Origin of the sequence: Solidesulfovibrio alcoholivorans DSM 5433 (assembly GCF_000702665.1) — a bacterium.
Lineage (GTDB): Bacteria > Desulfobacterota > Desulfovibrionia > Desulfovibrionales > Desulfovibrionaceae > Solidesulfovibrio > Solidesulfovibrio alcoholivorans.
This window is the reverse complement of the sequence record NZ_JNJA01000001.1, coordinates 86060-112619: the sequence shown is the minus strand read 5'-3', so window position 1 is coordinate 112619 and position 26560 is coordinate 86060. Positions and strand designations below refer to the sequence as shown.

22 protein-coding genes are annotated in these 26560 nt (G+C 67.6%); 6 read left to right on the top strand and 16 right to left on the bottom strand.

The features are described 5' to 3' along the window. Positions 1–83: 83 nt before the first annotated feature. Positions 84–1592, bottom strand: a complete 1509-nt coding sequence (gene malQ, locus Q368_RS0100465) for a 4-alpha-glucanotransferase (RefSeq protein WP_029456766.1) — start codon at positions 1590–1592, stop codon at positions 84–86. A gap of 289 nt (positions 1593–1881) precedes the next feature. On the opposite strand from malQ, the gene Q368_RS0100460 reads away from it, so the two are divergent. The 3 genes from Q368_RS0100460 to Q368_RS0100450 all read left to right on the top strand — a co-directional run bounded on the left by Q368_RS0100460 (position 1882) and on the right by Q368_RS0100450 (position 4502). Next, the gene (locus Q368_RS0100460) at positions 1882–3351 is read left to right on the top strand and encodes a sigma-54-dependent Fis family transcriptional regulator (RefSeq protein WP_029456765.1); all 1470 of its coding nucleotides are present in this window, start codon (positions 1882–1884) and stop codon (positions 3349–3351) included. Between the two features lie 36 nt (positions 3352–3387). Then, positions 3388–3624 carry a hypothetical protein gene (locus Q368_RS0100455; RefSeq protein ID WP_029456764.1) on the top strand — a complete coding sequence of 79 codons (237 nt, stop codon included), beginning with the start codon at positions 3388–3390 and terminating at the stop codon, positions 3622–3624. Between the two features lie 119 nt (positions 3625–3743). Then, the gene (locus tag Q368_RS0100450; RefSeq protein WP_029456763.1) at positions 3744–4502 is read left to right on the top strand and encodes a hypothetical protein; all 759 of its coding nucleotides are present in this window, start codon (positions 3744–3746) and stop codon (positions 4500–4502) included. A gap of 62 nt (positions 4503–4564) precedes the next feature. Here Q368_RS0100450 and Q368_RS0100445 read toward each other — a convergent pair whose 3' ends face one another. Further along, a complete protein-coding gene (locus Q368_RS0100445) occupies positions 4565–4918 on the bottom strand; it encodes a helix-turn-helix transcriptional regulator (RefSeq protein WP_029456762.1) in 354 nt (117 codons plus the stop codon). Positions 4919–5004: 86 nt separating this feature from the next. Here Q368_RS0100445 and Q368_RS0100440 point away from each other — a divergent pair, with 86 nt between their 5' ends. Next, complete coding sequence (locus tag Q368_RS0100440) at positions 5005–5211, top strand: hypothetical protein (protein ID WP_029456761.1); 207 nt, start codon at positions 5005–5007, stop codon at positions 5209–5211. A 201-nt stretch (positions 5212–5412) separates the two neighbouring features. On the opposite strand, the gene Q368_RS0100435 is transcribed toward Q368_RS0100440, so the two are convergent. From Q368_RS0100435 to Q368_RS0100415, 5 genes are all read right to left on the bottom strand, one after another. After that, positions 5413–6264: an amino acid kinase family protein gene (locus Q368_RS0100435; protein ID WP_029456760.1), complete on the bottom strand. Its 852-nt coding sequence runs from the start codon at positions 6262–6264 to the stop codon at positions 5413–5415. Positions 6265–6371: 107 nt separating this feature from the next. Then, positions 6372–7346, bottom strand: coding sequence for a 4Fe-4S binding protein (locus Q368_RS0100430; RefSeq protein ID WP_029456759.1), 975 nt, complete (start codon positions 7344–7346; stop codon positions 6372–6374). An 84-nt stretch (positions 7347–7430) separates the two neighbouring features. Beyond that, positions 7431–7805, bottom strand: coding sequence for a response regulator (locus tag Q368_RS0100425; RefSeq protein WP_043784653.1), 375 nt, complete (start codon positions 7803–7805; stop codon positions 7431–7433). 123 nt (positions 7806–7928) lie between these two features. Beyond that, on the bottom strand, positions 7929–8813 hold the full coding sequence (locus tag Q368_RS0100420) for a DUF2156 domain-containing protein (RefSeq protein ID WP_029456757.1): 885 nt from the start codon (positions 8811–8813) through the stop codon (positions 7929–7931). 1 nt (position 8814) lies between these two features. Further along, positions 8815–10197, bottom strand: a complete 1383-nt coding sequence (locus Q368_RS0100415) for an MATE family efflux transporter (RefSeq protein WP_029456756.1) — start codon at positions 10195–10197, stop codon at positions 8815–8817. 169 nt (positions 10198–10366) lie between these two features. On the opposite strand from Q368_RS0100415, the gene Q368_RS0100410 reads away from it, so the two are divergent. Together Q368_RS0100410 and Q368_RS0100405 are read left to right on the top strand one after the other, a co-directional pair. Continuing rightward, positions 10367–10753 (top strand): winged helix-turn-helix domain-containing protein, encoded by a 387-nt coding sequence (locus Q368_RS0100410; protein WP_029456755.1) that lies wholly within the window; start codon positions 10367–10369, stop codon positions 10751–10753. 8 nt (positions 10754–10761) lie between these two features. Next, on the top strand, positions 10762–11985 hold the full coding sequence (locus tag Q368_RS0100405; RefSeq protein ID WP_029456754.1) for an ABC transporter permease: 1224 nt from the start codon (positions 10762–10764) through the stop codon (positions 11983–11985). A gap of 8 nt (positions 11986–11993) precedes the next feature. Here the strand turns inward: Q368_RS0100405 and chrA are convergent, their stop codons facing one another. The 9 genes from chrA to Q368_RS0100360 form a co-directional block, all read right to left on the bottom strand. Beyond that, a complete protein-coding gene (gene chrA, locus Q368_RS0100400; protein ID WP_029456753.1) occupies positions 11994–13175 on the bottom strand; it encodes a chromate efflux transporter in 1182 nt (393 codons plus the stop codon). Positions 13176–13209: 34 nt separating this feature from the next. After that, positions 13210–14394 (bottom strand): glycosyltransferase family 4 protein, encoded by a 1185-nt coding sequence (locus Q368_RS0100395; RefSeq protein ID WP_029456752.1) that lies wholly within the window; start codon positions 14392–14394, stop codon positions 13210–13212. A gap of 431 nt (positions 14395–14825) precedes the next feature. Then, complete coding sequence (locus Q368_RS0100390; protein ID WP_029456751.1) at positions 14826–15998, bottom strand: glycosyltransferase family 4 protein; 1173 nt, start codon at positions 15996–15998, stop codon at positions 14826–14828. Then, on the bottom strand, positions 15999–18206 hold the full coding sequence (locus Q368_RS0100385; protein ID WP_029456750.1) for an SDR family oxidoreductase: 2208 nt from the start codon (positions 18204–18206) through the stop codon (positions 15999–16001). Further along, a complete protein-coding gene (locus Q368_RS0100380; protein WP_043784650.1) occupies positions 18203–19111 on the bottom strand; it encodes a decaprenyl-phosphate phosphoribosyltransferase in 909 nt (302 codons plus the stop codon). Before Q368_RS0100380 ends, Q368_RS0100385 begins: the two co-directional genes overlap by 4 nt. Before the next feature lie 68 nt (positions 19112–19179). Then, on the bottom strand, positions 19180–22797 hold the full coding sequence (locus Q368_RS0100375; protein ID WP_029456748.1) for a hypothetical protein: 3618 nt from the start codon (positions 22795–22797) through the stop codon (positions 19180–19182). Next, positions 22794–23831, bottom strand: a complete 1038-nt coding sequence (locus Q368_RS0100370; protein ID WP_029456747.1) for a radical SAM/SPASM domain-containing protein — start codon at positions 23829–23831, stop codon at positions 22794–22796. Before Q368_RS0100370 ends, Q368_RS0100375 begins: the two co-directional genes overlap by 4 nt. A gap of 8 nt (positions 23832–23839) precedes the next feature. Beyond that, the gene (locus tag Q368_RS0100365) at positions 23840–25144 is read right to left on the bottom strand and encodes a glycosyltransferase family 4 protein (RefSeq protein ID WP_029456746.1); all 1305 of its coding nucleotides are present in this window, start codon (positions 25142–25144) and stop codon (positions 23840–23842) included. A gap of 153 nt (positions 25145–25297) precedes the next feature. Further along, positions 25298–26557: a glycosyltransferase gene (locus Q368_RS0100360; protein WP_029456745.1), complete on the bottom strand. Its 1260-nt coding sequence runs from the start codon at positions 26555–26557 to the stop codon at positions 25298–25300. Positions 26558–26560: the final 3 nt, after the last annotated feature.

Genomic DNA, 26560 nt, shown 5'->3' with positions numbered 1-26560 from the left:
AACGTCTCTCATCCCCCCTTTCGGGAGGTCCAGGAGGGGCAGTGCCCCTCCTGGCCGCCGGAGGCTTCTTTCCTCTCTTTTTCTCAATGATTCCTTCCATAAATTTCGGTCATGGCGCGCAGGCGTTCGGCCAGCGACGCTTCGAGCTGTTCTTCCACGGCCCGCCAGCCCCAGTTGCCCTTGGCCACGGAGGGCATGTTCATGCGCGCCCCTTCGCCAAGGCCGAGCAGATCCTGCATGGGGACGACCGCCGTGGTCGCGCAGCTGGCCATGATCAGGCGGATGAGTTCCCAGGGCGTCTGTTCGGGCGCGATTTCCCGGCCGAGGTAGGCGAAAAGGGCGTTGCGCCCTTCCTCGCCGGCCTCGCCGCTGCGCGCCCAGCCGAGCGTGGTGTTGTTGTCGTGGGTTCCGGTGTAGGCCACGCAGTTGCGCGGGTAGTTGTGCGGCGCGTCGCGGTTTTCGGCGATGCCCGGGCCGAAGGCGAACTGGAGGATCTTCATGCCGGGAAAGGCGAAGGCGGCCATGAGTTCGCGCACCTCGGCCGTGATCACGCCAAGGTCCTCGGCAATGAGCGGCAACGACGGGAAATGGCGCAGCATGGTCTTGAAAAGCGCCATGCCAGGGGCCTTGATCCACTCACCGCGCACGGCGGTCGCCTCGGACGCGGGAATCTCCCAGTAGGCCTCGAAGCCGCGGAAGTGGTCCAGGCGCACCACGTCGTAGAGCGCGATGTTGTGGGCCATGCGCTTGATCCACCAGTTGAAGCCGGTCTTTTCGTGGGCCGGCCAGTCGTAGACCGGGTTGCCCCAGCGCTGGCCCGTCTCGCTGAAGTAGTCCGGCGGCACTCCGGCTACGAACACCGGGCGCTTGTGCCCGTCGAGCTTGAACAGTCCCGGGTCGGCCCAGACGTCGGCGCTGTCCTGGGTGACGTAGATGGGCATGTCGCCGATGACCTGGATCTCGTTTTCGCGCAGATGCCGGCGCAGCGCCTTCCACTGCGTTGCGGCCAGGTACTGGGCGAAGCGCAGGCAGTCGATGGTTTCGGCTTGGCGCTCGCGCACGGCCTGCAACGCCTCGGGGCGGCGGTCGCGCAGTTCCGCCGGCCACTCGTTCCAGGCCTGGCCGCCGCGTTCGCGCTTGATGGCCTGAAAGAGCACATAGTCGTCGAGCCAGGACGCCGCGTCGTGGCAGAAGACGGCGAATCCCGCGTCGGTGGCGAGCTTTTCCCGGTTTCGCGCGAAGGCCAGGCACACGAGCGCCTCCTTGTGGGCCGTCGCGCCTTCGTAGTCGGCCACGGCCGGATTGCCCCGGGGGGCGTCGGCGTCGAGGTCCCCGGCGTCGAGCCAGCCGTCGAGGGCGAGCTGTTCGGGGCTGATGAGCAGGGGGTTGATGGCGAAGGCCGAGTCGCTGCTGTAGGGCGAGTTGCCGATGAAGGTGGAGGTGGGCGTCAGGGGCAGGATCTGCCAGTAGGACTGGGCGGACCTGGCCAGGAACGCGGCGAAGCGGCGCGCGCCGGGGCCGAAGTCGCCGATGCCGAAACGCGACGGCAACGAAGTGATGTGCATCAGCACGCCGCTGGCTCTGCGCTGCATGGGGGTCTCCTTTGGGGCAAAAGGCTCGGGGAGGCGTGGGTGGGCGCGCGAAGCGGCCGCATCCGGCTTGCAATCCCCATACGGGCGTCGCATGACGGTCCGGTTGCCGCGCGGGGCAAGCGCCGCCTTGTCCCTCCCCTCTGGCAAAAAACGCCCGGACTGTCCATGCGGGCTCGTACCGGCCGGCAAGGGCAAGTCAAGCCATTGACGGCGGCCGGCCAAACCTGGAACAAGGGCGGCGAGAGGCTTCCTTATCATTTTTTTCGCAAGCGCCTCAAAAGGAAACGCCATGGACCTCGAGATACTCCGTCGGGCCCTTGCCTGCCTCGAACCGGCCGCGGACGCCGGCCGCGACCTGGACGCCGCGATGGCGCGCCTGCTTGGCGTGCTGGCCGGGATGCCGGGGCTGGCAAGTGCCGCCGTGGTGCTGGCCGACGCCGACAATCCGCCGGCCATCCGGGCGCAGATCGGCGCGCCGGACGTGAGCCTGCTGCTCGAAGCCGCCCTGGAGCGCGGCGCTGCCGGGGCCGTGCCCCGGGTGTTGCGCCGGGGCCAGCCGGCCGTGCTCGCTGACGCGAACGGTGCGGTGGACCTGCCGCCCGAGGCGGGGGCCATGCTGGCCGCGCCCATTTTTGCCGGAGAGGACATGCCCGGCGGCTGGTTTTTCGCCGACGGCCTCACGGGCGGCGACGCCTCCCTGTCCGAAGAATTGCGCGGGCTTACGGTCCTGGCCGAGGCCGTGGCCGTCCTGGTGCGCGCCACGTGCACGGGCCTTGCGCGCAACCGCGATCTGGCGCGCGAAACGGTCTTTTTGCGCTCCAAGGTCTCGCTGCGCTATCGCCACGTCTTTTCCGAGGGCGCAAGCCCCCTGCTCGAGCCGCTGCGCGCCGCCGTGGACAAGGCGGCCCAGTCCGACGCGCCGGTCCTGCTCCTTGGCGAGGAGGGCAGCGGCCGGGGCGTGCTCTCCCGGCTCATCCACGAGCTTTCGCCGCGTGCGGTGCGGCTGTTTTCGGTGTTCGACCCGGCCGAAGGGGAACATCCCGACAGACGCCTCTTCGGCGTCTCGCGCGGCATCGACAGGCCCGGCGTTCCCGGATGCATCGAGGAGACCGACGGCGGCACGCTGCTCATCGAGCAGGCCCACCGGCTGCCGCCGGCCCTGGTCGAGCGTCTGGCCCGGTTCCTGACCGAAGGTGCGTTCGCGCGCATGGGCGGCACGCGCCGGCGCACGAGCCGCACGCGGCTGCTCTTCTCGGCTCCGCCCCAGGGGCTCGCCCCCGAGCTTGCCGGGGCGGCCGCCATGGCCGTCATCCGCGTGCCGAGCCTGCGCGAACGCCCCGAGGACATCCCGATCCTCCTCGACCACCTGCTTTCTCTGGAGTCCGCGCGCGACGCCCGCCGCCTGTCGCTCACGCCCAAGGCGCTCAAGGCCCTGGAGGCCTACGACTGGCCCGGCAACATCCGCGAGATGCGCGAACTCGTATCGCGCCTGGCCGTGACCGCGCCCGAGGACCGCATCGACATCGCCGACATCCCCCCGGAGATGCTCGCCGAGGGCGAACGGCCGCAGGTGCTGCCCGAGGACGCGGCCGAGCTGCGCGACATGGAGCGCCAGCAGGTCCTCAGCGCGCTCACCCGCCACGGCTGGGTGCAGTCCCGGGCCGCGCGGGAGCTCGGACTCACCCTGCGCCAGATCGGCTACCGCATCCGCAAGTACGGCCTGGCCCGCGAGGGGCACGACGAGGCGGAAAACGTCTAACCGAAACGCCCCGCGCCGTTGCGCGGGGAGGCCATCATGTCGCAACGCATCAAGGATATCGTGGACGTGCTCTACAAGCTGGCGGTCATCGCCGGCGTGGCCGTGCTGGCCTACAGTCTGTACGGCAACCGCGGCGTCGGCCGCTACCAGTACATCGCCAACGGCGAACTCGAATACGTCATGGACACCACCACGGGCGTCATCTACCAGGGCGGCTATTCCATGAACCATATCACCGGCAAGGAATCCTCGGGCGGCAGGCCCAAGAAATAGCCATGTCGGTCATGTCAATTAAAACATAAGCTATTTTTAATATTGGATATTGTCGCTGCGGCACCCCCATGCTAGGGATCGAAACCGCCGCGCAACCGGCGCGGCGACAGGGGGACCGCATGAATACCGCACGCGCCGCAGGCTGTATTTTCTACCTGGGATTCGACGACACGGACACCAAGACCTCGCCCAAGGGCACGGGGCGTACCATTCGCGATTTCTGCGCCGGGCTGCCCGAATCCTTTACGCTTCGCGCCGTGCTGCGCCACCAACTGCCCAAACTCCCCGAGATTCCCTTTACGAGCAACAACAGTTCGGCCTGCGCCGTGCTCGAGGCGGACGATCCCTCCCTGGGGCGCGGCCTGTTCGATGCGGCCGCGGCCTATCTCGCGGGCAACGCCCCGGAGGGCAGCGACCCGGGCGTGTGCCTCTCCGCGGCCGGCGACGTGAACGACGCCCTGGTCGCCTTCGCCCTGTCCTGCAACGCGGGGAAGGTCGCCCAGCGCGACGCCATGGCCGCGGCGTCCGGCGCGCATCTGGCTGGCGTTGGCGGCAGCAACGACGGCATCATCGGCGCGGCGGCGGCCGTGGGCCTGACCCGGCACGGCTGGTGCGGCCGCTTCATCGAGCTTGGCGACATGCGCCGGCTGCCGGCCTTGGTTGCCGTGTCCGAGCTGGAAGCCCGGGGCATCCGCGTCGTTTCCGTGGACCGCGATCCCCTCGTCCCCCTTTCCGGCGACAGCGTCGCGACCGGCGGCTGGCTGCGGCCGTCGCTATGGGGCGGGCAGGCCGTGCTCCAGGTGCGCGCCGACGGCCTCGGCCGCTGGGTTGCGGCGCTCGGCAAGCGCGCCGGCAAGGCGGCTGGCGGGATCGCCTAGCGGCGCGTCCCCGCTGCCTATTTCCCCTTAAAAATACGGCCGTATTTGGAAGGGGCGCAACGCTAGCCGGCGTCCTTTTCCCGGTAGCGCGTCACGAAGGCGAGCAGCGACGCCGCCTGCCGTTCCATGTAGCCCACCCAGGCGTGGAGCACCTCGCGGCCCTCGTCCGTGATGGCGTAGACGCGTTTGGCCGGTCCCGATCCCGTGGCGTCCCACTGCGAGGCCACGAGCCCTTCCTCCTCCATTTGGCGCAGGTGCCGGTAGATCATGCCCGGTGGCGCATCGCCCTTGAGAAATCCGAATTCGCCAATCTGCTGCAACAGCTCGTAGCCATGAGAGCTGCCGTCGAGCAGCGCCATGAGGATCGAGGGTTGCATGTAGCGGTCCGGTTTGCCCGGACCAATTTTTTCCGCCATCGGGTACACCCCCTTGACATAGATGCTTTAAGCACATAGGTTACATTTGCCAACTCAAACACACCCCAGCCCCATGGAGGAGCACCATGTCCACCATTTTCGCGCGCGAGCGCCGCAAGATCGAAAAGGGCGAGAAGAGGCCCCGTTACCGTGTCGTGGCTGCCACGGGCGACGTGAAGTTTTTTGCCGAACACATCCGTAAACGCGAGCTGGACACCATTGCCGCCGCCATCGGCGCGCAGGTCGTCTACCTTCCCACCGATGCCGCGCGTGAAGGCGGCGGGCAGGACTAGCCGGCATCGTATAACGCCAATGTTGATGAGGCGTCGCCTTCGTGGCCGCGGGAGCGGTTGCCGGGTCCGCGCCGCCTGCCTTCCGTGTTGCCGCGCCGGGGACTCGTTCCCGGCGCGGCTTTTGTCGCTGCATCCGGTATTCCGGCATGGGGCTCCGCGGGCGGCCGCGCCAGCCGTAAGGTGGCTGGCGCGGCCCCTGCGCTACTCCTTGGTGACGATGGTGCCGACGTGTTCCCCGTCCAGGGCCGCCAGGATATGCTCCGGGTGGCGCAGGGCGTCGATGATCTGGAACTGCGTGATGGTCTTGGCGTACTTGAGGAAACGCAGCACGGGACGTTCCACGATCAGGTCGTCGAGGTCCAGGGCGATCAGTTCGTCCACGGTCAGCCGGTGGTAGTATTCGAGCTTTTCCCGGTCCTTGGCCTTTTTCGGATCGTCGCTGTAGAGGCCCCTTTCGTCCTTGAGGTAGAGCAGGGACTTGGCGCCGATGTTTTCGGCCAGAAGAAACGCGCCGCAGTCCGTGCGGTGCGGCGGGATGAAGCCGTCTTCCGCCGGGTGCTCGAAAAAGCCGTAGGGCGGGATGCCCGGGGTGATGGGCAGGTAGCCGAGCTGGCAGAACATGGTGAGCTGTTCCAGGTGGTCGCCGTGCCCGATGCGCACGCCGCCGTGCTTGGACAGCAGCACCGAGAGGATTTCCGCGTTCTGCGAGGCGACCTTGTCCCCGAGTTTGGACAGCACGCCCGTGGGCATGCCGAGCTCCAGGCCGATGTTGTAGATGTGGCGCGCGCGCGTGCCGCCGCCGGTCATGAGGATGAGCTTGTGTTTTTCCTTGGCCGCGAGCAGCACGTCGATGATCGGCAACAGCGCCTTGGCGCCCCGGTCCATGATGGACTGGCCGCCGATTTTCAGCACGTTGACGTCGGGGTGCATGCGGAAGACTTCCTTGCGGGACATGCCCGTGAGGAGCTTCTTGCTCACCAGCGATTCGCCCATCAGCGGCGACTCGATGTGCAGCCGTCCGCCTTCCTGTTCTTCCTTGACGAGTTTGCCCATGGTTTCCCCCTGGTGATTATGCGCGACGATAGATATCGATCAAGGATATATCCTCTAAGGGCATACCAGACAAGAGGTAGGGTCGGAACTTTTTCGCGCTTCGCGCCTCAGCCGCCAAGGGCCGCGGCGTAGAGGCGCGCGAGCATGGCCGCAGGCATTTTCGCCTGCCACAGGCCCAGGGCGACCGCGATGCCGAAAGCCGCGGCGAACACGGCGCAGGCCCCCGCACCCGTCAGCCACCACGGCGCGCGGCGGCCGAGGAAGGAAAAGGACGCGGCCCGGGCGGCGCTGGGGCAGGCCGTCACGCACGCGGCGCAGCCGCTGCACGTCATGGGGCGCGGCCCGGCGTTGATGGGCAGGTCCACGGGGCAGACCTTGCGGCAGCGCCCGCAACCGGTGCAGGCGTCGGCATCGCGGACAAGCGCCGTGGGACCTATCCTGGCGAGAAGCCCGAGCAGCGCGCCGTAGGGACACAGCCAGCGGCAAAACGAGCCTCTGAAGACCAGGCCGAGCATGGCGAGCGCGGCCAGGACCAGGACCGCGACCAGCCCCGGCCGGGTAAAAAAGAGCAGCATCCTGGCGTCGGCCGTCATGTTGTAGGAGGAGCGCAGGAATCCGGCCACGGCGGCGGCGTCCATGGCGAAGAAGGTCGTGAAGAGGAAAAAGGCCAGCAGCAGGTACTTGGGCAGGCCGAGGACCGCGTCGAGGCGGCCTGGCAGGCTGCGCGCGAGGCCCAGGCGCGCGCCGAGCCTGCCCAGGCGCGTGGCCACGAACCCCACCGGACAGACGTGGCCGCAAAAGCCCTTGCGAAAGACGAAGCTCATGCCCAGGGCGGCCAGGAAGATGGCGAGCCCGGCCGGATGCACGGGGTCCCATCGGCCCGAGGTGAAGAACTCCCGCGCGCCGAGCAGGGCGCTGATGGGCAAAAAGCCCTCCACCGCCGCGGGCCGCGCCGCCTCGGGGCCGGCCCCCACGGCGTAGCGGCAGAAGAGAAAAAAGCGCCAGCCCACGACGAGCGAGGCCAGGAAGAAAAACCATTGGGGAAGACGGGAAAGCGCCTTGGGTGTCATCCGAAAAGACATGGGGAACCCTTCGGCTTGCGGCCGGGATGCTGGGATTGTCGGGGAAGGGAAAAGAAAACGGGCGGCCGCGGCGCGGTGCTTGGATCAGCGTCCCGGGGCGTCGGGCAGGACGTTCCGGATGGCGCTCCAGAGCTCCTCGGCGGTGAAGGGCTTGACCAGGTAGCCGCTGACCTTGGCCGCGTCTGCTTCGGCGAAGTTGGACTCGAGCGCCTCGGCCGTGACCATGATGAAGGGGATGTCGGCGCGCGCCACGCCGCCGCGCACGCAACGCAACAGATCGATGCCTTTCATGCCCGGCATGTTCCAGTCGGAGACGATGCAGTCGATAGGCTCGCCGGACAGCACCTCCAAGGCCTGCCGCCCGTTGGCGGCTTCGAGCACATCGACCCCGTCCTGGCCAAGCATCTTGCGGATGATTCCCCGCATGACCTTGGAATCGTCCACGACGAGGACCTTCAAAGTCGTCTCCTTTTCCGATGCGGCATGCAGGGGCGCATGCCGCGTTCATGTTGCAAGGCAGTTGATTGAAACCTTTTCCGGGAAAAAGCAAGCCCTCCTGGGGTTGCGGGGCGCGGCGCGCCGTTACCGGCGCGCCGCCACGGACACCGTGCACTTGCTGAGAAAACCGCTCGGGTTGTAGGAGAGCTTCGCCTTGCGCAGGCCCTCGTCGCCGAGGTCCTGTTCGCGGTTGACCAGCGCGTAGCCCTCTCCCGCGTCGGCCAGGAACATCTGGCTGATGGCCTGGTAGATGCCCTTGAACCCGGGCCGGCCCTTTTCGAAATGGATGACGAGCATCTCCGGGGTGAGCGCCTCGGCCACGGTGTAGGCGACCATCTCGCCGTCCACGCGGATGGCCCCGCCCATGAGCCCGGGGATGCGGTCCCAGTTCTGGAGCACGCGCACGATGGCCTGGTTCTCGGCGAGCAGCGCGCCGGACTCCTCGGGGTCGCGCCAGGAGAACCACTGGCGCTGCATCTCCAGGGTCTCTTCCACGCATTCCGGGGTCAGGGGCTTGTATTCGTAATCGTAGCTGCGCAGGAACTGGTTGAGCAGGTTTTTTTTCTTGTGGAACTTGTTGCCGCGAAGCGCGACGAGCTCGGGTACGCTGTAGACGTAGTCGGCGTGGTCCCGGGAGTCCTGGGTGGCGACCCGGTCGGGCATGGCGTCGCCGAGAATCTCGCACAGCCGCTCGGGCACGCGGATGAAGTCGAGGCCGTCGGACAGGCAGGGACAAGAACTCCAGTCCACGTCCATCCACGGGCCGACCGGAGCCCAGAAGACTTCCACGGGCTTCGTTTGCAAGATCCAGACATGGCTTTCGCCGAACCGCCAGGAAAGGCCGTATTCCTCGGCCCAGCCGAAGAGGTTGCCGAAGCTGTAGTCGGAAACCTTCTGGGGGCAGCGGGCCAGCCGTTCCAGGTACTCTTCCCGGCGGGTGAGGCAAATGGGCTCGAAACCGTCTCGCATCTTACTTCCTTGGTTTGCCGCCGCCCATGCCGAAACGCGTCCAGTCGACGTACTGGTACACGCACAGGCAGGCCAGGGCCTGCACGGCCTGGGAAGCGAACATGGACATCCACACCCCCTCGGCCCGGCCAAGGAGGCTATGCCCCAAATAGAGGGCCAAGGGCAACCGTACGCACCAGATCGAGGCCCCGGTCACGCACATGGTGAGCAGCGTGGCTCCCGCGCCGGTCAGCGCCCCGATCAGTATAAGTCCTCCGACGGTGAAGGGAATGGCCGCCACGTTGTAGCGCAGATAGGAAACGGCCTGGGCGGCCACGGCCGGCTCCGGCGAAAGCACGGACGCGCACCAGGGCAGAAAGGGCCACAGCGCCGCGCCAAGAAGCGTCACGGACACAAGGCCGGCGAAAAAAATGCGGTAGCCCACGCGCTTGGCCAGGGCCGGCTGCCCGGCCCCGAGCAGGTTGCCGACCAGGATGGAGGCCGTGAAATTGAACGCCATGGGCGGCAGGAAAAGGAGCGACTCCACGCGCATGCCCGCGGACATGCCGGCAAGGGCGTCCACGCTGCCCGAAGGCAGGGAGCCGGTGATGGCGAAAAGGAGCAGATACCCCGTGTGCCACACGATCTGCATGAGCCCCGACGGCCAGGCCACCTTGTAAAGGTACGGGCTCGCGCAACGCACCCAGCGCCAGGCGGGGAAGCGCGCCGCGCGCAGCCAGCCGATGCGCAGCAGCGCCGCGAAGTTGAACAGCATGCCGGCCGTGACGGAAAGGAACGTGCTCCAGGCCACGCCGGCGTAGCCGAAATTCGGCAGCCCGAACCAGCCGAGGCCGAAGCCGAAATCGCCCAGGGCGTTGAGCGCGGCGGCGAGTCCCCAGGCGTAGAGCGGCACCATGACCAAGCGCCTGGCGCGGAACAGCGCGTTGGCGATGACGAAAAAGGACTGGATGGGCAGCAGCCAGAGGAAAACGGTAAGGAAATAGCGCGCCGTCGGCAGCATGGGCTGCGGCACCTGGAGCAGCGAGAGGAAAAGCGGACGGCTCGCCAGCCCCAAAACGAGAATGGCCGCCGAGGCGGCGACGCCGAGGAGCAGGCACAGCCAGACGTAGCGGTCGGCGCGGGCCGTGCGCCCTGCCCCGTCGGACTGGCTGACCGCGGCCACGGCCCCGTTGGCCACGGCCGAGGCCACGACCTGGAAAAAAAACATGGCCTGGGTCAGCACGCCGATGGCCGCCTGCGTCTCCCGGTCGATGCGCCCTCCGACGTACACGTCGATGATGCCGATCAGGAAATTGAGCAGCATCATGAGAATCTGCGGCCAGGCCAGGGCCCAGATGGCGGCGTATCCCGTGGCGTTTTGCCCTGTTGTCTGGCGTTTTCCCATCAATCCTCCACGCACCGGAACGCTGCGGTGTCCGGTCCGCCGGGCAGGGGTCAGGCGATACGGGACGCGGCCGGCGCGGTCAACTCCCCCCTTTGCAGTCCGGGCCGGCAGAGGATAAGACAGCCGGAACCGGCAACCAGATGTCCGCGCCGGAAATAAGGGAGGAGCGATGCGTCAGATCGAGGCCGTGCAGCGGCTGCACCTGTGGCTGGAAACCGGCGACGGCATGCTGCTCGGGCTGGGGCGCATCCAGCTGCTGGAACTCGTGGAGGAGTTGGGGTCCCTCAACAAGGCCGCGGCGGCCATGGGCATGTCCTACCGGGCGGCCTGGGGCCGTATGAAGCAGACGGAAACCGTCATCGGCGAACCGCTGGTGGAGCGTTCCGGCCCCAAGAAAGGCTTTCGCCTGACGCCGCTCGGGCACGAGATCGTGCGCCTGTTCCGGGCCTGGCACCAGGATGTGGAAAACTACGCCCTGGTTCGGGCACGCGACATTTTTCCCTGGAAGACCGAGGCGTTCAGCGAAGACCCGAGCAAAGCCGACGCCTCCGGCTGACCAGCGCCATGTTCCTGAGCCTGCGCATTGCGCTCAAATCCCTGGCCACGCACAAGATGCGCACCGTCCTGGCCATGCTCGGGGTCTTCCTCGGGGCGCTGGCGCTGACGGGCGTGCTGCACATCTCCCTGGCCATGGAGCGCAAGGCCGTTTTGGAAACGGAAAAGCTCGGTCCCAATCTCCTCATGGCCATGAGCGGCAACATCCGCTTTCGCCGCGGCGACATCCGCGCCGACGCCGGCAATACGCGCTTCAAGCTGCCGGACGCCCTGGCGCTTTTGCGCGGGCTGCCTTCGGCGACGGATGGCGTGCCCTATCTGGCCTTTCCCATGCCCATTCGGGCCGGGGACAGGAAGACCATGTGCCAGGTGGTGGCCACCTGGCCGGCGTACCCAAAAATCCGGGGCGGCGCGCCGCAATACGGGCATTTTTTCGATCAGGACGACGAGGACGACCGGGCTCTGGTCTGCGTGCTCGGCCCGGCCATCGCCACGCGGCTTTTCGGCGCGCCCCAGGCGGCGGTGGGCCAGTCCGTGCACATTTTCCGCGCGCGGCTCAAGGTGCTCGGCGTCATGGAGGAAAAAGGCGCGGACGTTTCCGGGGCCAACCAGGACGAACAGATTTTCGTTCCCCTTTCCACCTACATGCGCCGGCTCTCCAACAGGGACTACATCCACGGCGTGTACATGCAGATGGCCGACGGCACGGATTTCGAGACGGCCAAGGCCACGGCCGAGCATATCCTGCGCCGCCGCCACGACATCAAGGTGGACAAAGGCCAGCCCGACGATTTCCGCGTGCTCACGGCCAAGGACACCATGGACCTCAAGCAGCAGGCCCTCGATCTGGTCGCCACGCTCGGCTACATCAGTTCGTCGTTGTCGTTCGGCATCGGCGGCCTGGGCATCCTGTCGATCATGATCCTGCTCGTGCGGGCCAGGCGGCTGGAGATCGGCATCCGGCGGGCCGTGGGAGCCAGGCGCTCGGACATCATCCGGCAGTTTCTGCTGGAATCCGGGGCCATGTCGGCCGTGGGCGGCGCGGCCGGGACTTTCGCGGCATTGTTGTTGTTGGTTGTTGTCTACCGCGTGGGCGATTTCCCGAGCGTCTTCAACCCGTGGCTCATCGGCGGTTCGCTTTGCGGCTCGGCCGCGTTGGGCCTTGTCGCCGGGGCCTACCCGGCCTGGGCCGCGGCCAACGTCGAGGTCCTCAGCGTCCTGCGCGACGAGTGAGCCCTGGCCTAGAAAGGGAGCGGCGGCAGATAGCGGCCGAAATAATAATTGCCCACGGCGATGGCGATGCCGATCAGGATCAGCCAGATCACCGAGAGCTTCTTCCAGGCCATGAGCACGGCTGCAAGGACGAGCGTCGCGCCCGTGGCCCAGTTCCACTGCACCTGCTGCGCCAGAAACACCGCCACGCTCACGAGCATGCCGACAAAGCCCGCAAGCACGCCGCTGACCGCCTTGCGCACCCAGGGGTTGTTGCCCACCTTGCCGAAGACCGGCGCGATGGCCACCACCAGAATAAACGACGGCCCCAGGATGCACACCGTGGCGAGAGTCGCCCCGGCCAGGCCGTGCATCAGGTAGCCGATGAAGGTGGCCGTGATGACCACCGGCCCGGGCGTGACCTGGCCGAGCATGATGCCGGCCGAAAGCTGCGACGCCGTGAGCCAGTGGCTGCCGTGCACCACGTCCTCGAGGAAAATCGGGATCGTGGCGAAGCCGCCCCCGAACGAGAGCAGCGACGCCTTGACCATGTCCACGGCGAGCTGCCCCATGCGCGGCTCCCAGAAAAACGCGCCCACGGTCAGCGCCGCCATGGTCGCGGTGAGGCACAGCACCTGCCGCAACAGGCGCGGCGGCATGCGCTCCTCGTCGCCAGAAGCGTCCACCGGCTCGGGCATGGGCAACGCGAGCATGGCCAAGGCGGCGCAGCCGCCAAGGACCGGGAGCGAGGGGATCTTGAACAGGAACAGCACGAGGCTCACGGCCGCGATGGCCGGCCCCCGCCAGCTTTTGAACGTGACCTTGCCGGACAGGCGCGCCGCCTGCAGGATGACCACCACGATGACCGCGTCCATGCAGGCCAGCACCGCCCTCACGATATCGAGGCTGTGATAGGCCACGTAGAGCCAGGTGAGGCCCAGCATGAGCAGAAAGCTCGGCATGGCCATGCCGGCGAAGGCGACGATGGCGCCGGGGACGCCCTTGTATTCCAGACCCACGTAGCCCGAAAGCTGGAGAATGGTGGAGCCGGGCAATATCTCGGTCAGCGCCACGCCCCGGCCGAAACGCCGGGCGTCGATATGCCCGCGCTTGATGACCTCGGTCCGCAAAAACGGGATGATCGCCGGACCGCCGAAATTGGTCGCGCCCACCCGGAAAAACAACAGGAACAGTTTGAGGTAATCCAACATGGCCTGTTCTCCGGGTTGCGGTTCGTTGCGGTCGCTACGAATTGTTGAGGATCGCCATTTCCTGCTCGGCGATGGCCGCCCAGTCGAAGACCGCCGCGCGCCGCCGCGCCGCGGCCGCAGCCTGCCGCCGGGCTTCGGGCTCGCCCAGCACGCGCAGCACGGCGCCGGCAAAGGTCCGCGTATCCTCAAACGGCGTCTTTATCATGCCGGTGGGGAAGATTTCCCGGTAAATCGGCAGGTCGTAGGCCACCACCGGCAGCCCGCAGGCCATGGCCTCCACCGCCACCTGGCCGAAACTCTCGTAATGGCTCGGCATGAGAAAACAGCCCGCGGCCTTGAGCAGGCGCACCTTGTCCTCGCCTTGGCGAAATCCGAGCAGCTCGATGTTGCCCGTCAGTCCCGCGGCCGCGATCTCTTGCTTGAGCTTGGAAAACCACCAGTCACTGCCGCCGCCGATGATGCCGAGCCGGCTCCCCGGGCGCGCATCGCACACCAGCCGCCAGATGCGCACGAGATCGAACAGCCCCTTTTGCGGATGCAGCCGCCCGAGGAAGAGGCCGTCGAAGCGCGGCGTGTCCGGCGTCGCCTCCACGGCGTCGAAAAAGGCCCCGTCCACGCCCATGGTCACTACGTGGACCTTCTCCGCCCGCGCGCCCATGGCGACAAGCGAATCCTTGTCCAGGGAGTTGAGCACGAGCAGGGTCGCGCCGGCCGCCCGGGCCAGCGCCACGGACAGCCACTGGGCCGTGAAATACAAAAGCCCCCGAATCGACGGCAGCTTGAAGCCTTTGCCAAGGACTTTTTCATAACCCTTGAAAGGGTTGGGCGCGATGAGAAAGACACAGACCACCAGACGCGCCCTGGGGTTCTTCCAGCGGCAAAAAAGCGCCGGCAGCAGATCGAACAGGAAATCCGACGGCGCGTACACCGCGTCCACGCCGACAGGATAGCGTGCGAACGGGCAGGTCAGGATGCGCCACAAATAAATGGCCAGCACGTTCCACAGCCTGTCCGATTCGCTGGCAAACGGCTCCCAATGCACCTGCCACGTGGCCCGCACGCCCTGGGACTCCAGGACGCCGATTTCCCTTTTCGGCAAAAGCAGCAGCAATTCCACGCCCTGCGTCAGCCAACGCCTCGCAATCTCGGCGAAACGGACTTCGCTGCCGTCCCGGTTGCTCGTATTCACCCGCCCCATGGCAGGCACGAAGATGCGCATGATGAAGGTGCCTCCGGCGGCCGGGGGGGATAATCCCCCCCGGACCCCCTTGTCGGGGCGGCGCTTTTTGGGGGCTGCAAAGCCAGCCCCCAAAAAGCGCCGCCCAGGCAAGGGAATCCAGGAGACATTGTCTCACCCGACACGACTATTTCGTAGTGCTCTTTTTATTGCCTTAAGAGGCTTTCAAAGCAAAATTCCATCAATTTCGCCCCGAAGGGGCGACGGGCCTGCGAGGCCGGAATCGGGGCGGCGAGCCAGGAGCGCAGCGACGGCATCGCCGCCCCGATTCCGGCCTCGCCGACGCACACCCGCCCACGACCTACGCTCCCATCCGCTTACCCAATCCCCCATCGAGGAGGTCCAGGAGGGGGTCACCCCCTCCTGGCCGCCGGAGGCATCTTCCCTCTTTTCTCTCCTCCGACCTTTCCCCACTATCCCCTCAACGTCTGCTCGTAGATCGCTTCCAACCGCGCGGCCACGGCGGGCCAGTTGAGTTCCTCGGCGATGAGCTTGTGCGCGCTGTCGTGTTTGCGTTGGCGGTCGGCCGTATCGGTCAGGGCGGTAACGATGGCTTGGCCGAAGGCGGCGGGGTCGTCGACCGGGGCGGTGTAGCCGCAGTCGCGGGTTTCCATGATGCGTTTGATTTCGCCCACGGCGTTGGAGACGACGGGCACGCCCGAGGCGAGGTAGTCGCCGAAGCGGATGGGGAAGCGGGCTTTTTCGATGGGGTCGTCGTCCATGGGCAGAAGCAGCGCGTCGGCGGCGGCGAGGTAGGTCGGTACTTCGCTGGAGGGTTTCTCGCCAACCTTGACGATATCCGGGGCGAAGCGCTCCTCGTAGGCGGCCATGCGGGCCTTGAAGGCGTCGGAGATGTGGAGCTTGCCCAGGAAGTAGAGCTTGAGGTCCGGGATGGACTGCCGCGCCGTGGCGTAGGCGTCGAGGAGCGCGAAGAGCGATTCGGTGTAGGTGTGGCCCATGGAGAGGACCATTTTGGCGTCCGGGGGCAGTCCCAGGGCGGCGCGCGCATCGAGCTTGTCCGGCATGGTGGCGGAGACGGTGGGGCAGTTGGGGATGTAGTGGATCTTTTCCTCGGGCAGGCCGGCGTCGCGGAATTTCTGCATGAGGATGGCGCTTGCGGCTGTGGCCATGTCGGCGTGGGCGGGCAGTTTGTCCTCGGTGAAGTCGTAGACGGCGCGCACGGGCGCGGGGTGGTGCAGGGTGAAGCCGCCTTTCCACATGTCGTCGTGGTCGAGGACGATTTTCACCTTGGGCCGGGCGATGGAGGTGAGAAGCGTCGGCAGGCTGATGGGGTGCAGCGGAAAGGCGAAGGCGTGCAGGATGTCCATCTTCTGCGTGAGGCATTCCCGGGCGTTCAAAAACATGCGCAGGGTGTGGCCGGTATGGTAGGTGGCGAGGTTGACGCGCGGCAGGATGCGGATGGTGAGGTTGCCGTCCTTGCGGTCGCGGATGGAGAGCGTGGGCTCGCGCGAGGCGCAAAGGAGCGTCACTTCGTGGCCGCGCGCGGCGAGGTGCCGGGCCAGGTGGTAGCAGCGGAAATAGGTGCCGTAGCCCTCGGGATTGTGATTGAGGAAGAGGATTTTCATTTAGAGATTCGTTTTCGTGAAGAGTTTTTCGGGCAGCGCGCGCACGAGGCACATGATGGGCCGCCAGAACCAGGGAGTGTAGACCACGGCCTTGCCGCGCAAAATGGCGTTTCGGATGTCGGCGGCCACGCGCGCGGGCGTGGCGGTGAGGAATTGGGGCGTTGGCGCGGCGGCGGTCATGCGCGTTTTGGCCCAGCCGGGTAGCACGGTGACGACGCGCACGCCGGATTGGGCCAGCCTGTGGCGCAGGCCGGAGAGGTAGGCGGTCAGGCCTGCCTTGGCCGCGCCGTAGAGGTAGTTGCTTTTGCGGCCGCGGTCGCCGGCGGGCGAGGAGATGCCGACGATGGTCCCGTGGCCGCGCGCCTCCATGTCCCGGGCGACGATTTCGAGGATGGAGACCGCGCCGGTCAGGTTCACGTCGAGGGTCGCCTTGGCCAGGGCGAAGTCGCGCTGCCCGGCCTGCTGGTCGGGATAGAGCCCGAAGGCCGTGACCACGATGTCCGGGGCCGGGTCGAGGGCGTCGTAGAACGCCTGGTGGCCGGCGAAATCCAGGGCGTCGAAGGCGCGTACGGTCACGGGCGTTGCGAAGGCGGCGCGGATGTCCGTGGCCGCTTCTTCCAGGCGCGCGAGGTCGCGCGAGGCGAGGGTGAGGCGTGCGGCGTCCTGGTGTGCGAGTTCCCTGGCCAGGGCCAGGGCGATGTCCGAGGCCGCGCCGAGGATGAGGACGTGGGGCGGGGCGTCGGCGGCGACGCGGCGTTTTTTCGGGGGCAGCAGCGTGTTTTTGAGCAGCCGCAGGCCGAAGCGGGCGTAGTTGGCGAGGATTTTCGGGTTGCCGCCGGCCTGGAGGAGCTTTCTGCCGATGTAGGACGGGCGCAGGTGGAAATCGAGCAGCGTTTTTTTGCGGAAGGCTTCGATCTCCGCCATGGAAAGCTTGGTCGTGCCCACGGTCGGCGCGTTGAAGTAGTCCTTGCCGAGCACCGTGCCGGGGAGCAAGCCCTCTTCGCGCGCGATCTCGTTGAGGCGCGTGCCGTAATAGGGAATGGCGATGTGCAGTTCCAGGAAGTCGTTGTCGAGCGCGAAGATGTGCTTGCGCGTGGCTTCGAGGTGCTCGCGGCCCTCCCAGGGCAGGCCGACGAGGAAGAAGCCGAAGGTGAGAAGCCCCGCTTCCTTGGCCCATTTCGTGGCCTGGAGGTTGTCTTCCACCGTGGTGTGCTTGTGGATGCGCGCAAGCGTCTCCGGGCTGCCCGATTCGTAGCCGAAGGCCACGAGCCAGCAGCCGGCCTTTTTCATGAGGAAAAGCGTCTCACGCGTGAGCGGCTTGACCTTGGAGTTGGCGACCCAGCGGATTTTCCCGGCCAGGGGCGAATCGAGGATGGCCCGGCACACGGCGGCGGTCCAGTCCGCGTCGAAGGTGAAGGTGTCGGACTTGAAGAAGAAGTCGCGGATGCCGTGGGTGAAGTAGCATTCGGAAAGTTCCGCCAGGATGTTTTCCGGGGAACGCAGGCGCAGCTTTTTGCCCGAGATCTTCGGCGTCATGCAAAAGATGCAGGCCGAGGGGCAGCCGCGCGAGGTGGCGATGGTCGCTTGGGGCTCGCCGGTGTCGGGGCGGGCGTAGAGGGCGTTTTTGATCAGACTCCTGTCGGGAAAGGGCAGGCTGTCCAGGTCGGTTTCCCAGGAGGCGAAGTCCGTGGGGGTCCAGACGCCGTCCTTCCTGTAGAGGATGCCCCGAATCGCGGGCACGGCGGCGGGGTCGCCGAAATGCGCGGCCGCGAGTTTGCCCACGATGAAGTCCGATTCCAGGCCGATCAGGTAGGTGACGTCGGCGAGGTCGAGCTGGTCAAGGAGCGCCGCGTCCGGAGCGAAGAAGATCGCGCCCTTGAGCATGACGCAAAGGCCCGGCTTTCTGGCCGCAAGCTCCCGCACGAGTCGCAAGTCGTCGAAGATGGTGGAATTGGTGATGCTGACAAAAATGCCGTCCGGGGCCTCGCGGTCGAAGTCGGCGAAAAGGTCGGCGGGGGCGGCGCGTTCGGTCTGGTAGTCGCGCAAGAAGACGGCGAAGCCTTCCTTTTTGAGCGTGGCCGCGGCGTAGCCAAGATCGTTTGGCGCGCGCATGGACGTGGCCGTGGACTGTTCCACGTTGCCTTGGGAGCGGTCCTCGCCGCGCTGGTAGAACCGGCCCGGCGGGTAGAACAGCATGATCTTTTTCATGGGCGACCGGCGTGCTCCAGATAGAGGATGCAGTAGCAGCTGAGGATCCACAGCAGGATCGAGGCCTGGATGAAACCGTCGCGCAGAAGCACCAGCGTCGGCGAACCGCTTTTGCACTCGACGAGCGTGATCTGCAAGTAGCGCAGCACGCCCATGATGACGAAAATTGCGGTCAGGTACAACTTGTCCGAGCCGTGCTTGGCGATGACTTCCGGCGAGACCGTGTAGAGGATGTAGCTGACGATGACCACGGCGGCCATGATGATCATGGACGCCGAAACGAACTCCAGGTTGTAGCCGTCGAGCGAGCGGCGCGTTTTCTCGCAGCCCGCGGCGGAAAGAAGCAAATCGTCGCGGCGCTTGGCGAAGCCGAGAAAAAGCGCCAGCAGAAACGTCATAAGCACGATCCAGTGACTCGGCGTGATGCCCGTGACCACGCCGCCAGCGAAGACCCGCAACACGAAGCCCACGGCGATGCAGCCGATGTCGACCAGGGCCTTGTGCTTGAGCGCGAAGCTGTAGAGCAGGTTGATGGCGAGATACGCGCCCAGAATGCCGGCAAAAGGCACGGAGCCGAGCGTCAGGGCGAGAAAACCGGCCCCGGCAAGGAGCACGGCGGCGAAAAGCACGGCCTCGGCCGGAAAGAGCGCGCCACTGGCCAGCGGCCGGGTGCGCTTGGAGGGGTGCGCGCGGTCCTCGTCCATGTCTTTCAGGTCGTTTATGGCATAGACGGCGCTGGCGGTCAGGCAGAAGGCGGCAAAGGCCAGCACCGCCCTGGGCAGGGCGGCGGGGCCGGCCAGCTTCCAGCCGAAGAAAAGCGGCAGAAAGACGAAGGCGTTCTTGACGTACTGGTGCGGCCTGGCAAGCCTCAGGCAGGACGCCAGCCGCGAGGGACGTTGTTCCATACTGCTCCGGCCCCCCGGCCAGGATCGGCCGGCGGGCGGCGTCACCATAGCCGGGTTGCCCCGGTGGTTCAATCCTTGCCCCGCGCCCGTTTTCCGGGCCAGGGCGCAAGCAATGCGGCGCAAGTCAGCGCCAGGACGGCCCAGGCAGTGCGTACGACGGGCAGCATGCGCTCCATGACCGCTTCGTCGCGGAAAACGAGCGTCGCCGGCCCTTTCGCCCCGGACGGCAGGGGGAAGGCGTCGAGAAAGCCGTATCCCTTAAGCGGCGCGACCTCCCGGCCGTCGGCCAGGCGCAGTTTCCAGCCCGGGTGGAAGGCCTCGGCGAAAACCAGCGTCCTGCCGCCGCCTTCGGGCAGATCCAGGGCGTAGCGGCCCGGATTGACGCGGGAGGAGGCGAGCGCGGGCGGCGTTTGCGGCAAAAGCGTCTCGCGCGAGAGCTCCACGCAGTCCACGGCGGCTTCGGGCGGGCCGGTGAGGCGCAGGCGCGCGCGGCCGGCGGCGTCGGTCGTCACGGCAACGCCCGGCACATTCAGCGCGCCGTCCGCAGGGAAGGTCTTTTGCGCGCCGTCCGGCAGGGTCACGGTCGCGCCGGCAGGGCCGACGAGGCGCAGCGTCGCGGCGTACGTCCCGGGAACCGGTGCGGCGAGGCCGAGCTCGGCCGGCAGCCGCGCCGCCGCGCCGAAGGACAGGGTCGTCCCGCCCGGCACGGGCGTCGCGGCGACCAGGCGCATGGGATGATTGGGGACATTGGCCTGGGAGGAAAGCTGGGCCTGGCGCATGGCGAAGCGCACGGTGACGGTCGTGGCCGGTCCGGGGATGCGGTGGACCTCCTTGCGGCCGTAGACGTCCTCCCAGCGGCCGTCGGGCTTGCCCTCGACCCGGAACAGGGGCGCAAAGGGCTTGCAGTCCACCGACACTTCCGCCGCGACATAGGACGGCGCGGCCTTGTCGCCGAAAAGGCGGGGATAGGCCTCGAGCACGACGTCCGTGGCCGGCACGGGCAAACGCACGGTGAAGGCGGCTTCGCCCGGGGCGTCGCCTTCGACGGCCAGCGTGCCGCCGCCCATGGGATCGACGTCGCGCAGCCGGGCATGGTCCCGGACGATTTCCACGCCGGCCCCGGTGGCAAGCAGAGGCACGGTCAGGCGCGGGGCCATGGGCACGGCCGGGGCGACGGTCGCCTCCTCGGCCTCGGCGACAAGGCGCGCGCCGCCGCGCGCGGCCAGGGCCACGACGGATTCCCGGGCCGCGTCGTAGGCGTCCTCGGGCACGGCCAGCATGCCCGCGACATACACGCCGCGCCCGGGCGCGGCCACGGTCAGGCCGTGGGGCGGACCGGGCTCGAAGGTGGCCGTGCCGCAGTCGAGCCAGTCCATGCCACGGCCAAGGGGGCCGGCGTCCAGCTCGGCCACGGGTTCGTCGTCGATGGCGACGACCGTGCGCCCGGCAAACGGCGCTGCCCCCAGGCGCACGAACACGCGCCAGGAGCCGTGCCCGACCAGGGGGAATTCGATCTTGCCCGGCCCCGCGCTCGCCTTGCCGCCGCCGTCCAGGGGCGAAGCGCCCAGGCGGATGTCGTCGAGGAAGCGGTCGGCGAGGTTGCCCCAGTCGCCTGCAAGGTTCGCGTCGCACGCGGCGGTAAACGCCCTCTCCGGCAGGAAGGGCAGGGCCAGTTCCGGCCGGGAGCGGCCGTACGCGGCCACGCCGGAAAGCCCCGCGCCAAGCCGTTTCACCTGCGCCGCGTCGAGGTCCGGGGCGGCGTAGAACACGCGCCCGGGGAAGTCCTCATGCGGGCCGTTTGCCAGGGAAAGCAGCAGGGCAAAGCCGCCCGAGGCGAGGAGGCCGCCGTCGGCCAGACGCAGCCGGGGCAGGAAATCGGCGTTGGCCAGCACGTCCACGGGCGGCGCGGCCAGCTGCGCGTCCGGGGAAAGGTCCTTTTGCGCGGCGACGAAGGGGGCGAGGATGTCGCCGGGATCGAACAGGGTTTCGGGGCCGCGCTTGGTGGTCGGCATCCAGCCGAAGCTGCCGTAGGAGAGGTACGGCACGGACGGGTCGTAGAGCACGCGCTTGACGGCTGCCAGGCCGAGCAGGCGGCCGAAACGGTCCGTGGCCGGCCAGGGCCGCATGAGGACCGAGAGCAGGTAGCGGGAAAAAGGCTCGCCAATGAACGTCGGCCCCATGACCGCGTCCTTGCCGAGCATGGCGAAATTGCGCGTGACGGCGTTTTGCGGCGGCGCGGGCACCTCGCCCGTGGGGCCGGCGATGGTCGGCCAGACCGTCACGCGGTAATCGTCCGGGTCGGCGGAAAGGGCCTTGGCCAGCTTTTCCTCGGCCGGGGAGGTGGGCTGGGGCATGAGCGCCATGGTCTGGGTGGTGGCGTTTTTGGGCGTGGCCAGGGAGCCGTTTAAGTAGGGCGCGAGGTAGACGGCGAGGCAGGCCGTGGCGAAAAGGCCCGCGCCGACGTCCACGAGGCGGCTTTCCCGCCAGACGCCCCGGCGCGCGATGACGGCGAGCCCCATGGCCGCAAGCAGGGACAGGCCCGTGAAATAGAGCGGCAGCCAGCGCGCCGGCCGGGCCATGAGGTAGAAGATCATGGGCACGCGGGCGAGGAATTTCTCGTAAAAGACCGCGCCGGCCAGGGTCTTGGACCCGGCCATGCACACGAACCCGGCCAAGAGGCAGGTTGCGGCGTACCATTTGAGCGCCCGCCCCGGCCCCTTGTAGGTAAATCCGATCAGGGCCAGGGCGAGAAGTCCGAAGGCCGCGGCAACCCAGGCGGGATTTTCCTTGAAATTGACGGGATAGGCGTATTCCGTGCCCATGCCGTAGTTGTCGGTGTGGCCGAGCATGGCCTGGCGCAAGGGCGCGGAGAAGTGGCGGTACATGTCGCGGTAGTTCTTGCGCACCTCGCCCGCGGACTGGTTGTATTTGACGGTCGCGCCGCCGCCGGCCAGGGACACGCCGGCGGGCACGATCCAGTGCAGGTTGAGCGCCACGGCCGTTGCGCCGGCGATGACGAAAACGGCCAGCGGCCGCAGGCTGCGCCGGCTGGCCGTGGCGGCCAGGGTGAAAAGCGCGGTCCCGGTCCCGAAAAAGACGATGCCGAAGGGCGAGGCCGAACAGGCGAGCGCGCCAAGGAGCCCCGCAGCCAGGGCCAGGCCGCACGTGCGGCGCAGGCTCGCGGTGGCAATCCCCCGCCACAGGAGCCAGACGATCCAGGGCAAAAGCGCCAGGGCGAAGCCGGTCTCCTGCACGTGGCCGCTTACGGCCAGGGAATATTGCCGGGGATTGCACGCATAAAGGAGCGCCGCAACGAGCGACGGCCAGGCCCCGAGCCCAAGCGCGGCGCACAGGGCCAGGATGCCCGCGCCGCCGACCACGGCATAGGCCGGGGGCAGCCATTTCATGATAAACGAGCCGCCCAGGGGGGCCAGCCCCTCGCGCACCACGATGTCGAACCAGCGGTTGATGGCCCCGAAGGCCCCGGGCGAGCCCAGGTCGAAATGGGCGTTCCAGCCGTATTGCGAGATTTCCGCCAGCCGCCGCACCTCCTCGGGGAAGGGAGGGGTGGCGTTGTCCCAGTTTTGGTAGACGTGGCCCGGAGCGAACAGGATGCCCCGGAAGGAGAGGACGGCAAAGATTGCGACGACCGCGAGGGGCGCAAGCGCCGCCAGTCGCTTTTTCACGAAGCGTCGTCCCCGCCCCGGCCGAGGCCAAGCAGGATGCGGGAAAGGGGCGTCTTGAAGAGCGCAATGGTGCCGAGCTGGTGGATGAGCGCGTCGCGCCAGGTGTCGCCGCCGCGGCACTGGCGGCAATATTCCGTAGGCAGCAGGCAGTATTTGAGGCAGCGCCGCAGCCTTTTGCCGGCGTCGCTTTCCAGCACGCCGGCCAGGGACTGCCGGGCGGCGTTGCCGAAAACGTTCTTGCCGTCGTAGTCCTTGCAACAGGTGGTCACGTCGCCGTTCCAGAGGATGCCAAAGTGGCCGTCCAGGCCGTCGCACGCGCCGATGACGCCACGCACGAACCCGGGCCGGCCGGCGTTTTCCTGGCTGACCCAGCGCGAGACGGTCTCGAAACGCACGGAGACGTTGTCCGTGACCTTCACCGCATGGTTGGCCCGGGCGCGGTCCGGGGCGAAGGACACGGGCGGGACGAGGCCGCGCAGGAGTTCCTCCATGCGCGCCTCGACGCTCGCGGCGGACATCCTGCGGCCCATGGCGTCGGTGCCGAGGGCTTTTTCGTAGACCGTGTCCTTGAAGACCTTGAGGATGACGCGGCCGGAAAAACGCGGCGCGGCGGCGACCAGCCGACGCACGCCCTCGCGGTAGGCCCCGAAGTCCGTGCGGGAAAGCGCGGCGAAGGCTGCGGCGTCCACGCCCCGGTAGCTGACGTAGAGCTCGTTTATGCCCGAGGCGACGATGCGCTCCACGTTGGCCTCGGTCAGGCGGCTGCCGTTGGTGAAGACACGAAGCGTGAGGCCCAGTTCCCGGGCCCTGGCGGCCATGTCGAACAGGCCCTTGTGCAAGAACGGCTCGCCCATGAGCCCGAACTGCACCACGGGTGCGATGCGCCCCCGGGCGATCTGGACGAGGATGGCATCCATGAGCGCCGGGTCCATGAAGCCCTTGGGCCGCGTGATGGCGTCGCTCGGGCAGAAGGGGCAGGAAAAATTGCAGTGGTTGGTCAGCTCGATGATGACGCTGTCGAAGGACACGGACATGGCGGGCGCTACCGTGTTTCGCGGGGTTCGGCCGCGTCCAGGAATTCGGCCGTGTACACGGCGGTTTCCTTTTTCATGATCTCGCGCCAGTCGTATTCGCGCACCACGAGTTCCCGGCCGGCATGGCCCAGGCGGGCGGCGAGCTCCTTGTCGGCAATCAGGCGCAGGAACGCCTTGGCAAAAGCCTCCACGTCGCCGCTGCGGGCAACGAGCGCGTTTTCACCGTCGCGGGCGATCTCGCCGATGGCCTTGAGCTTGGTGACCACGACAGGCTTGCCGCAGCCCCAGTACTCGAAGAGCTTGAACGACAGGTAGTGGTCGTGGTTGAGCGTGGCGCGCAGCGTCATGGCCCCGATGTCGCAGGCGCACAGCACCGCCGGCACGTCCGCGTGGGGAATCCAGCCGGGCAGGACCACGTTGTCTTCGAGACCGAGCGCGGCGATGCGCGGCCGGCAGACCTCGTCGAAATAGGGGCTGCCGCCGCCGAGGATGAGCAGGCGGGCGTCCGGGCGCTCCCTGGCGACCAGGGCCAGGGCGTCGAGCAGGATGTCCACGCCGTCGTCGTGCTTGATGTCGCCGTGGAAGACGAGCACCGGCGCGTCCTCGGGAATGCCGAGGCGCTCGCGCACGCCGGCGGTCGCGACGTCCGGCCGGAAGGTCTCGGAATCCGTGCCGTCGGGCACGATGTGGATCTTCTCCGGCGGCAGGCCGTGGGCGCGCGCCAGGTGTTCCTTGAGCTGGTTGCTCACCACGAAGATGAAGCGGGCCTGGCGCAGGACGTAGTTCTCCAGCCAGACCAGGGGCTTGCTCAGAAGCGGCATGTCCGTGCGCGCGATGTCGGAATAAAAGTCCGTGAAATCCACGAACACCGGCTTGCGGATGAGCTTGCCCGCCAGGACCGCGGCGAGTCCGGCCAGGGGGTTCCAGGCGTGCAGGGCGGCGAATCCCCGGCCGCAGGAGCGCCGGTACCAGACTTCGAGGATGACGAGCGAGATGATGGAGGCCAGGAAGTGCCAGATGCGCACGGGCAGTCGCCAGCGGGTGTAGAGGTGGCAGGCCCAGCCCGGGAACTGGTTCATCCAGATCCATTCCACGAAATAGGAACGCCTGGAGCGCAGGTCCTTGCTCGGGGAGACCATGTTGACCATCACCCGCTTCTCGGCGATGAGCACCTTGGCCAGCCAGTACATGCGCAGGTTGGCGCGGGAGACGGGGGGAATGGTGGTTTCGACCAGCACGCCCACCTTGGGGCGGCTGTCGAGGTCGAAGCCCGCGGGCACCTGGTTGAGGTGGTTTTTCGTGGAAAACAGCATGGACTCCGCCTGCGCCGGCGTGGTTCGCGGCGTGTTATGCGTTTTTCGCCCGGTGCGGGCGCGTGAGGCCATACCCGGCCGCGAGGCGACGGCGACTGTAGCGGGAAGGCCGCGCCGGCGCAAGGTGCCGCGCCGTGCGGGCCGTTGCCGGCCTCAGCCGGCCTGAGCGCCGAAGCGGGGCGCGGCGTCGTAGCCCATGGCCGCAAGGGTGCGCGTGTAGATGGCGTCCCAGAGGTTGTCGCGCGAGGCCGCGACCACGCGGTCGCGCACGGCGCGGTACCAGGGCTCGTCCGCGAGCAGGCGCACGGCCGTCTTGGCCAGCTCCCCGGCGTCGTAAGGGATGACCGCGCCGAGCCCGCCTTCGCGCACCTCGCGGTGCGACGGCGGCACCTCCGTCGTGACCACGGGCAGGCCGCAACCGATGGCCTCCCGGATTTTTATCACGTCGCCGAAACGCTTCACGTTTTCGGGAAAGGGCATGTACGGGGCCAGGGCGGCCGAGGCCGACAGCGCGGCGTCGAGGATGCGGCGGCGGTCCGTGACGTAGCCGTGCCAGACGACGGCACGCGAGACGCCAAGCGCCTCGGCCCTTGCCTTGAGCTCGGCCAGCTGCGGCCCGTCGCCGAAGATGTCGATCACCACGTCCGGCACGGAGGCGAGAATCTCCGGCAGCGCCTCGACGATGAGCGCCACGCCGTTTTCCCGGCAGATGCCGCCGCTGTAGAAGAGCCGGCGGCGGTCTACCTCGTCGTGGGACTTGATGACCACGCCGTCCGGGATGAAGCCGAAGGGCACCCAGAGCTCGCGCCCGAGCTGCGCCATGTCGTAGCCCAGGATGTCGCGCCGCGCGTCGCTTATGGCGTAGGTGTAGTTCCAGATGAAGTCCGAGCGGCGGCAGGCGGTCTTGTCGAGGAAGATATAGAGGTCATTGAGCGCCTTGTTGTCGAACTTCCAGGGCGACCAGTCGGAAATGTAGTAGGCGCTCTCCCGCACCTTGCCCCGGACCTTGAGCGCCGCGCCGCAAAGGGCGAGCAGCGATTCCACGCCGACGAAGAGGTCGATGGGGCCGGGCGTTGCCGCCGCGGCCCAGAAGCAGGCCAGGATGTCGCGGATCTTCAGGCGGAAATAGGTCTTGGGCTGCGCTTTGTCCGGCGCTACGGCCACGGGCGCGGTGATCCAGCCCGGCCAGACGCGCCGCTCGCGCAATTTGCCCCGCTCGAAAAACGAGGCCTGGGGCCGGGAGACCATGCCCGGCCGGGGCAGCGACAGCTCGAGGACGGTCGCGCGTTCGGCCCGGTCGCGGAAGAACTCCAGCATGGGCCAGGCCGGGGAATTGTGGCGCATCCGCTCGCCCGTGGCGGCGTCGGTGATGTCGGAGATGGTCGCGACCAGGACGGAGGAGAGGCGTTTCATCGC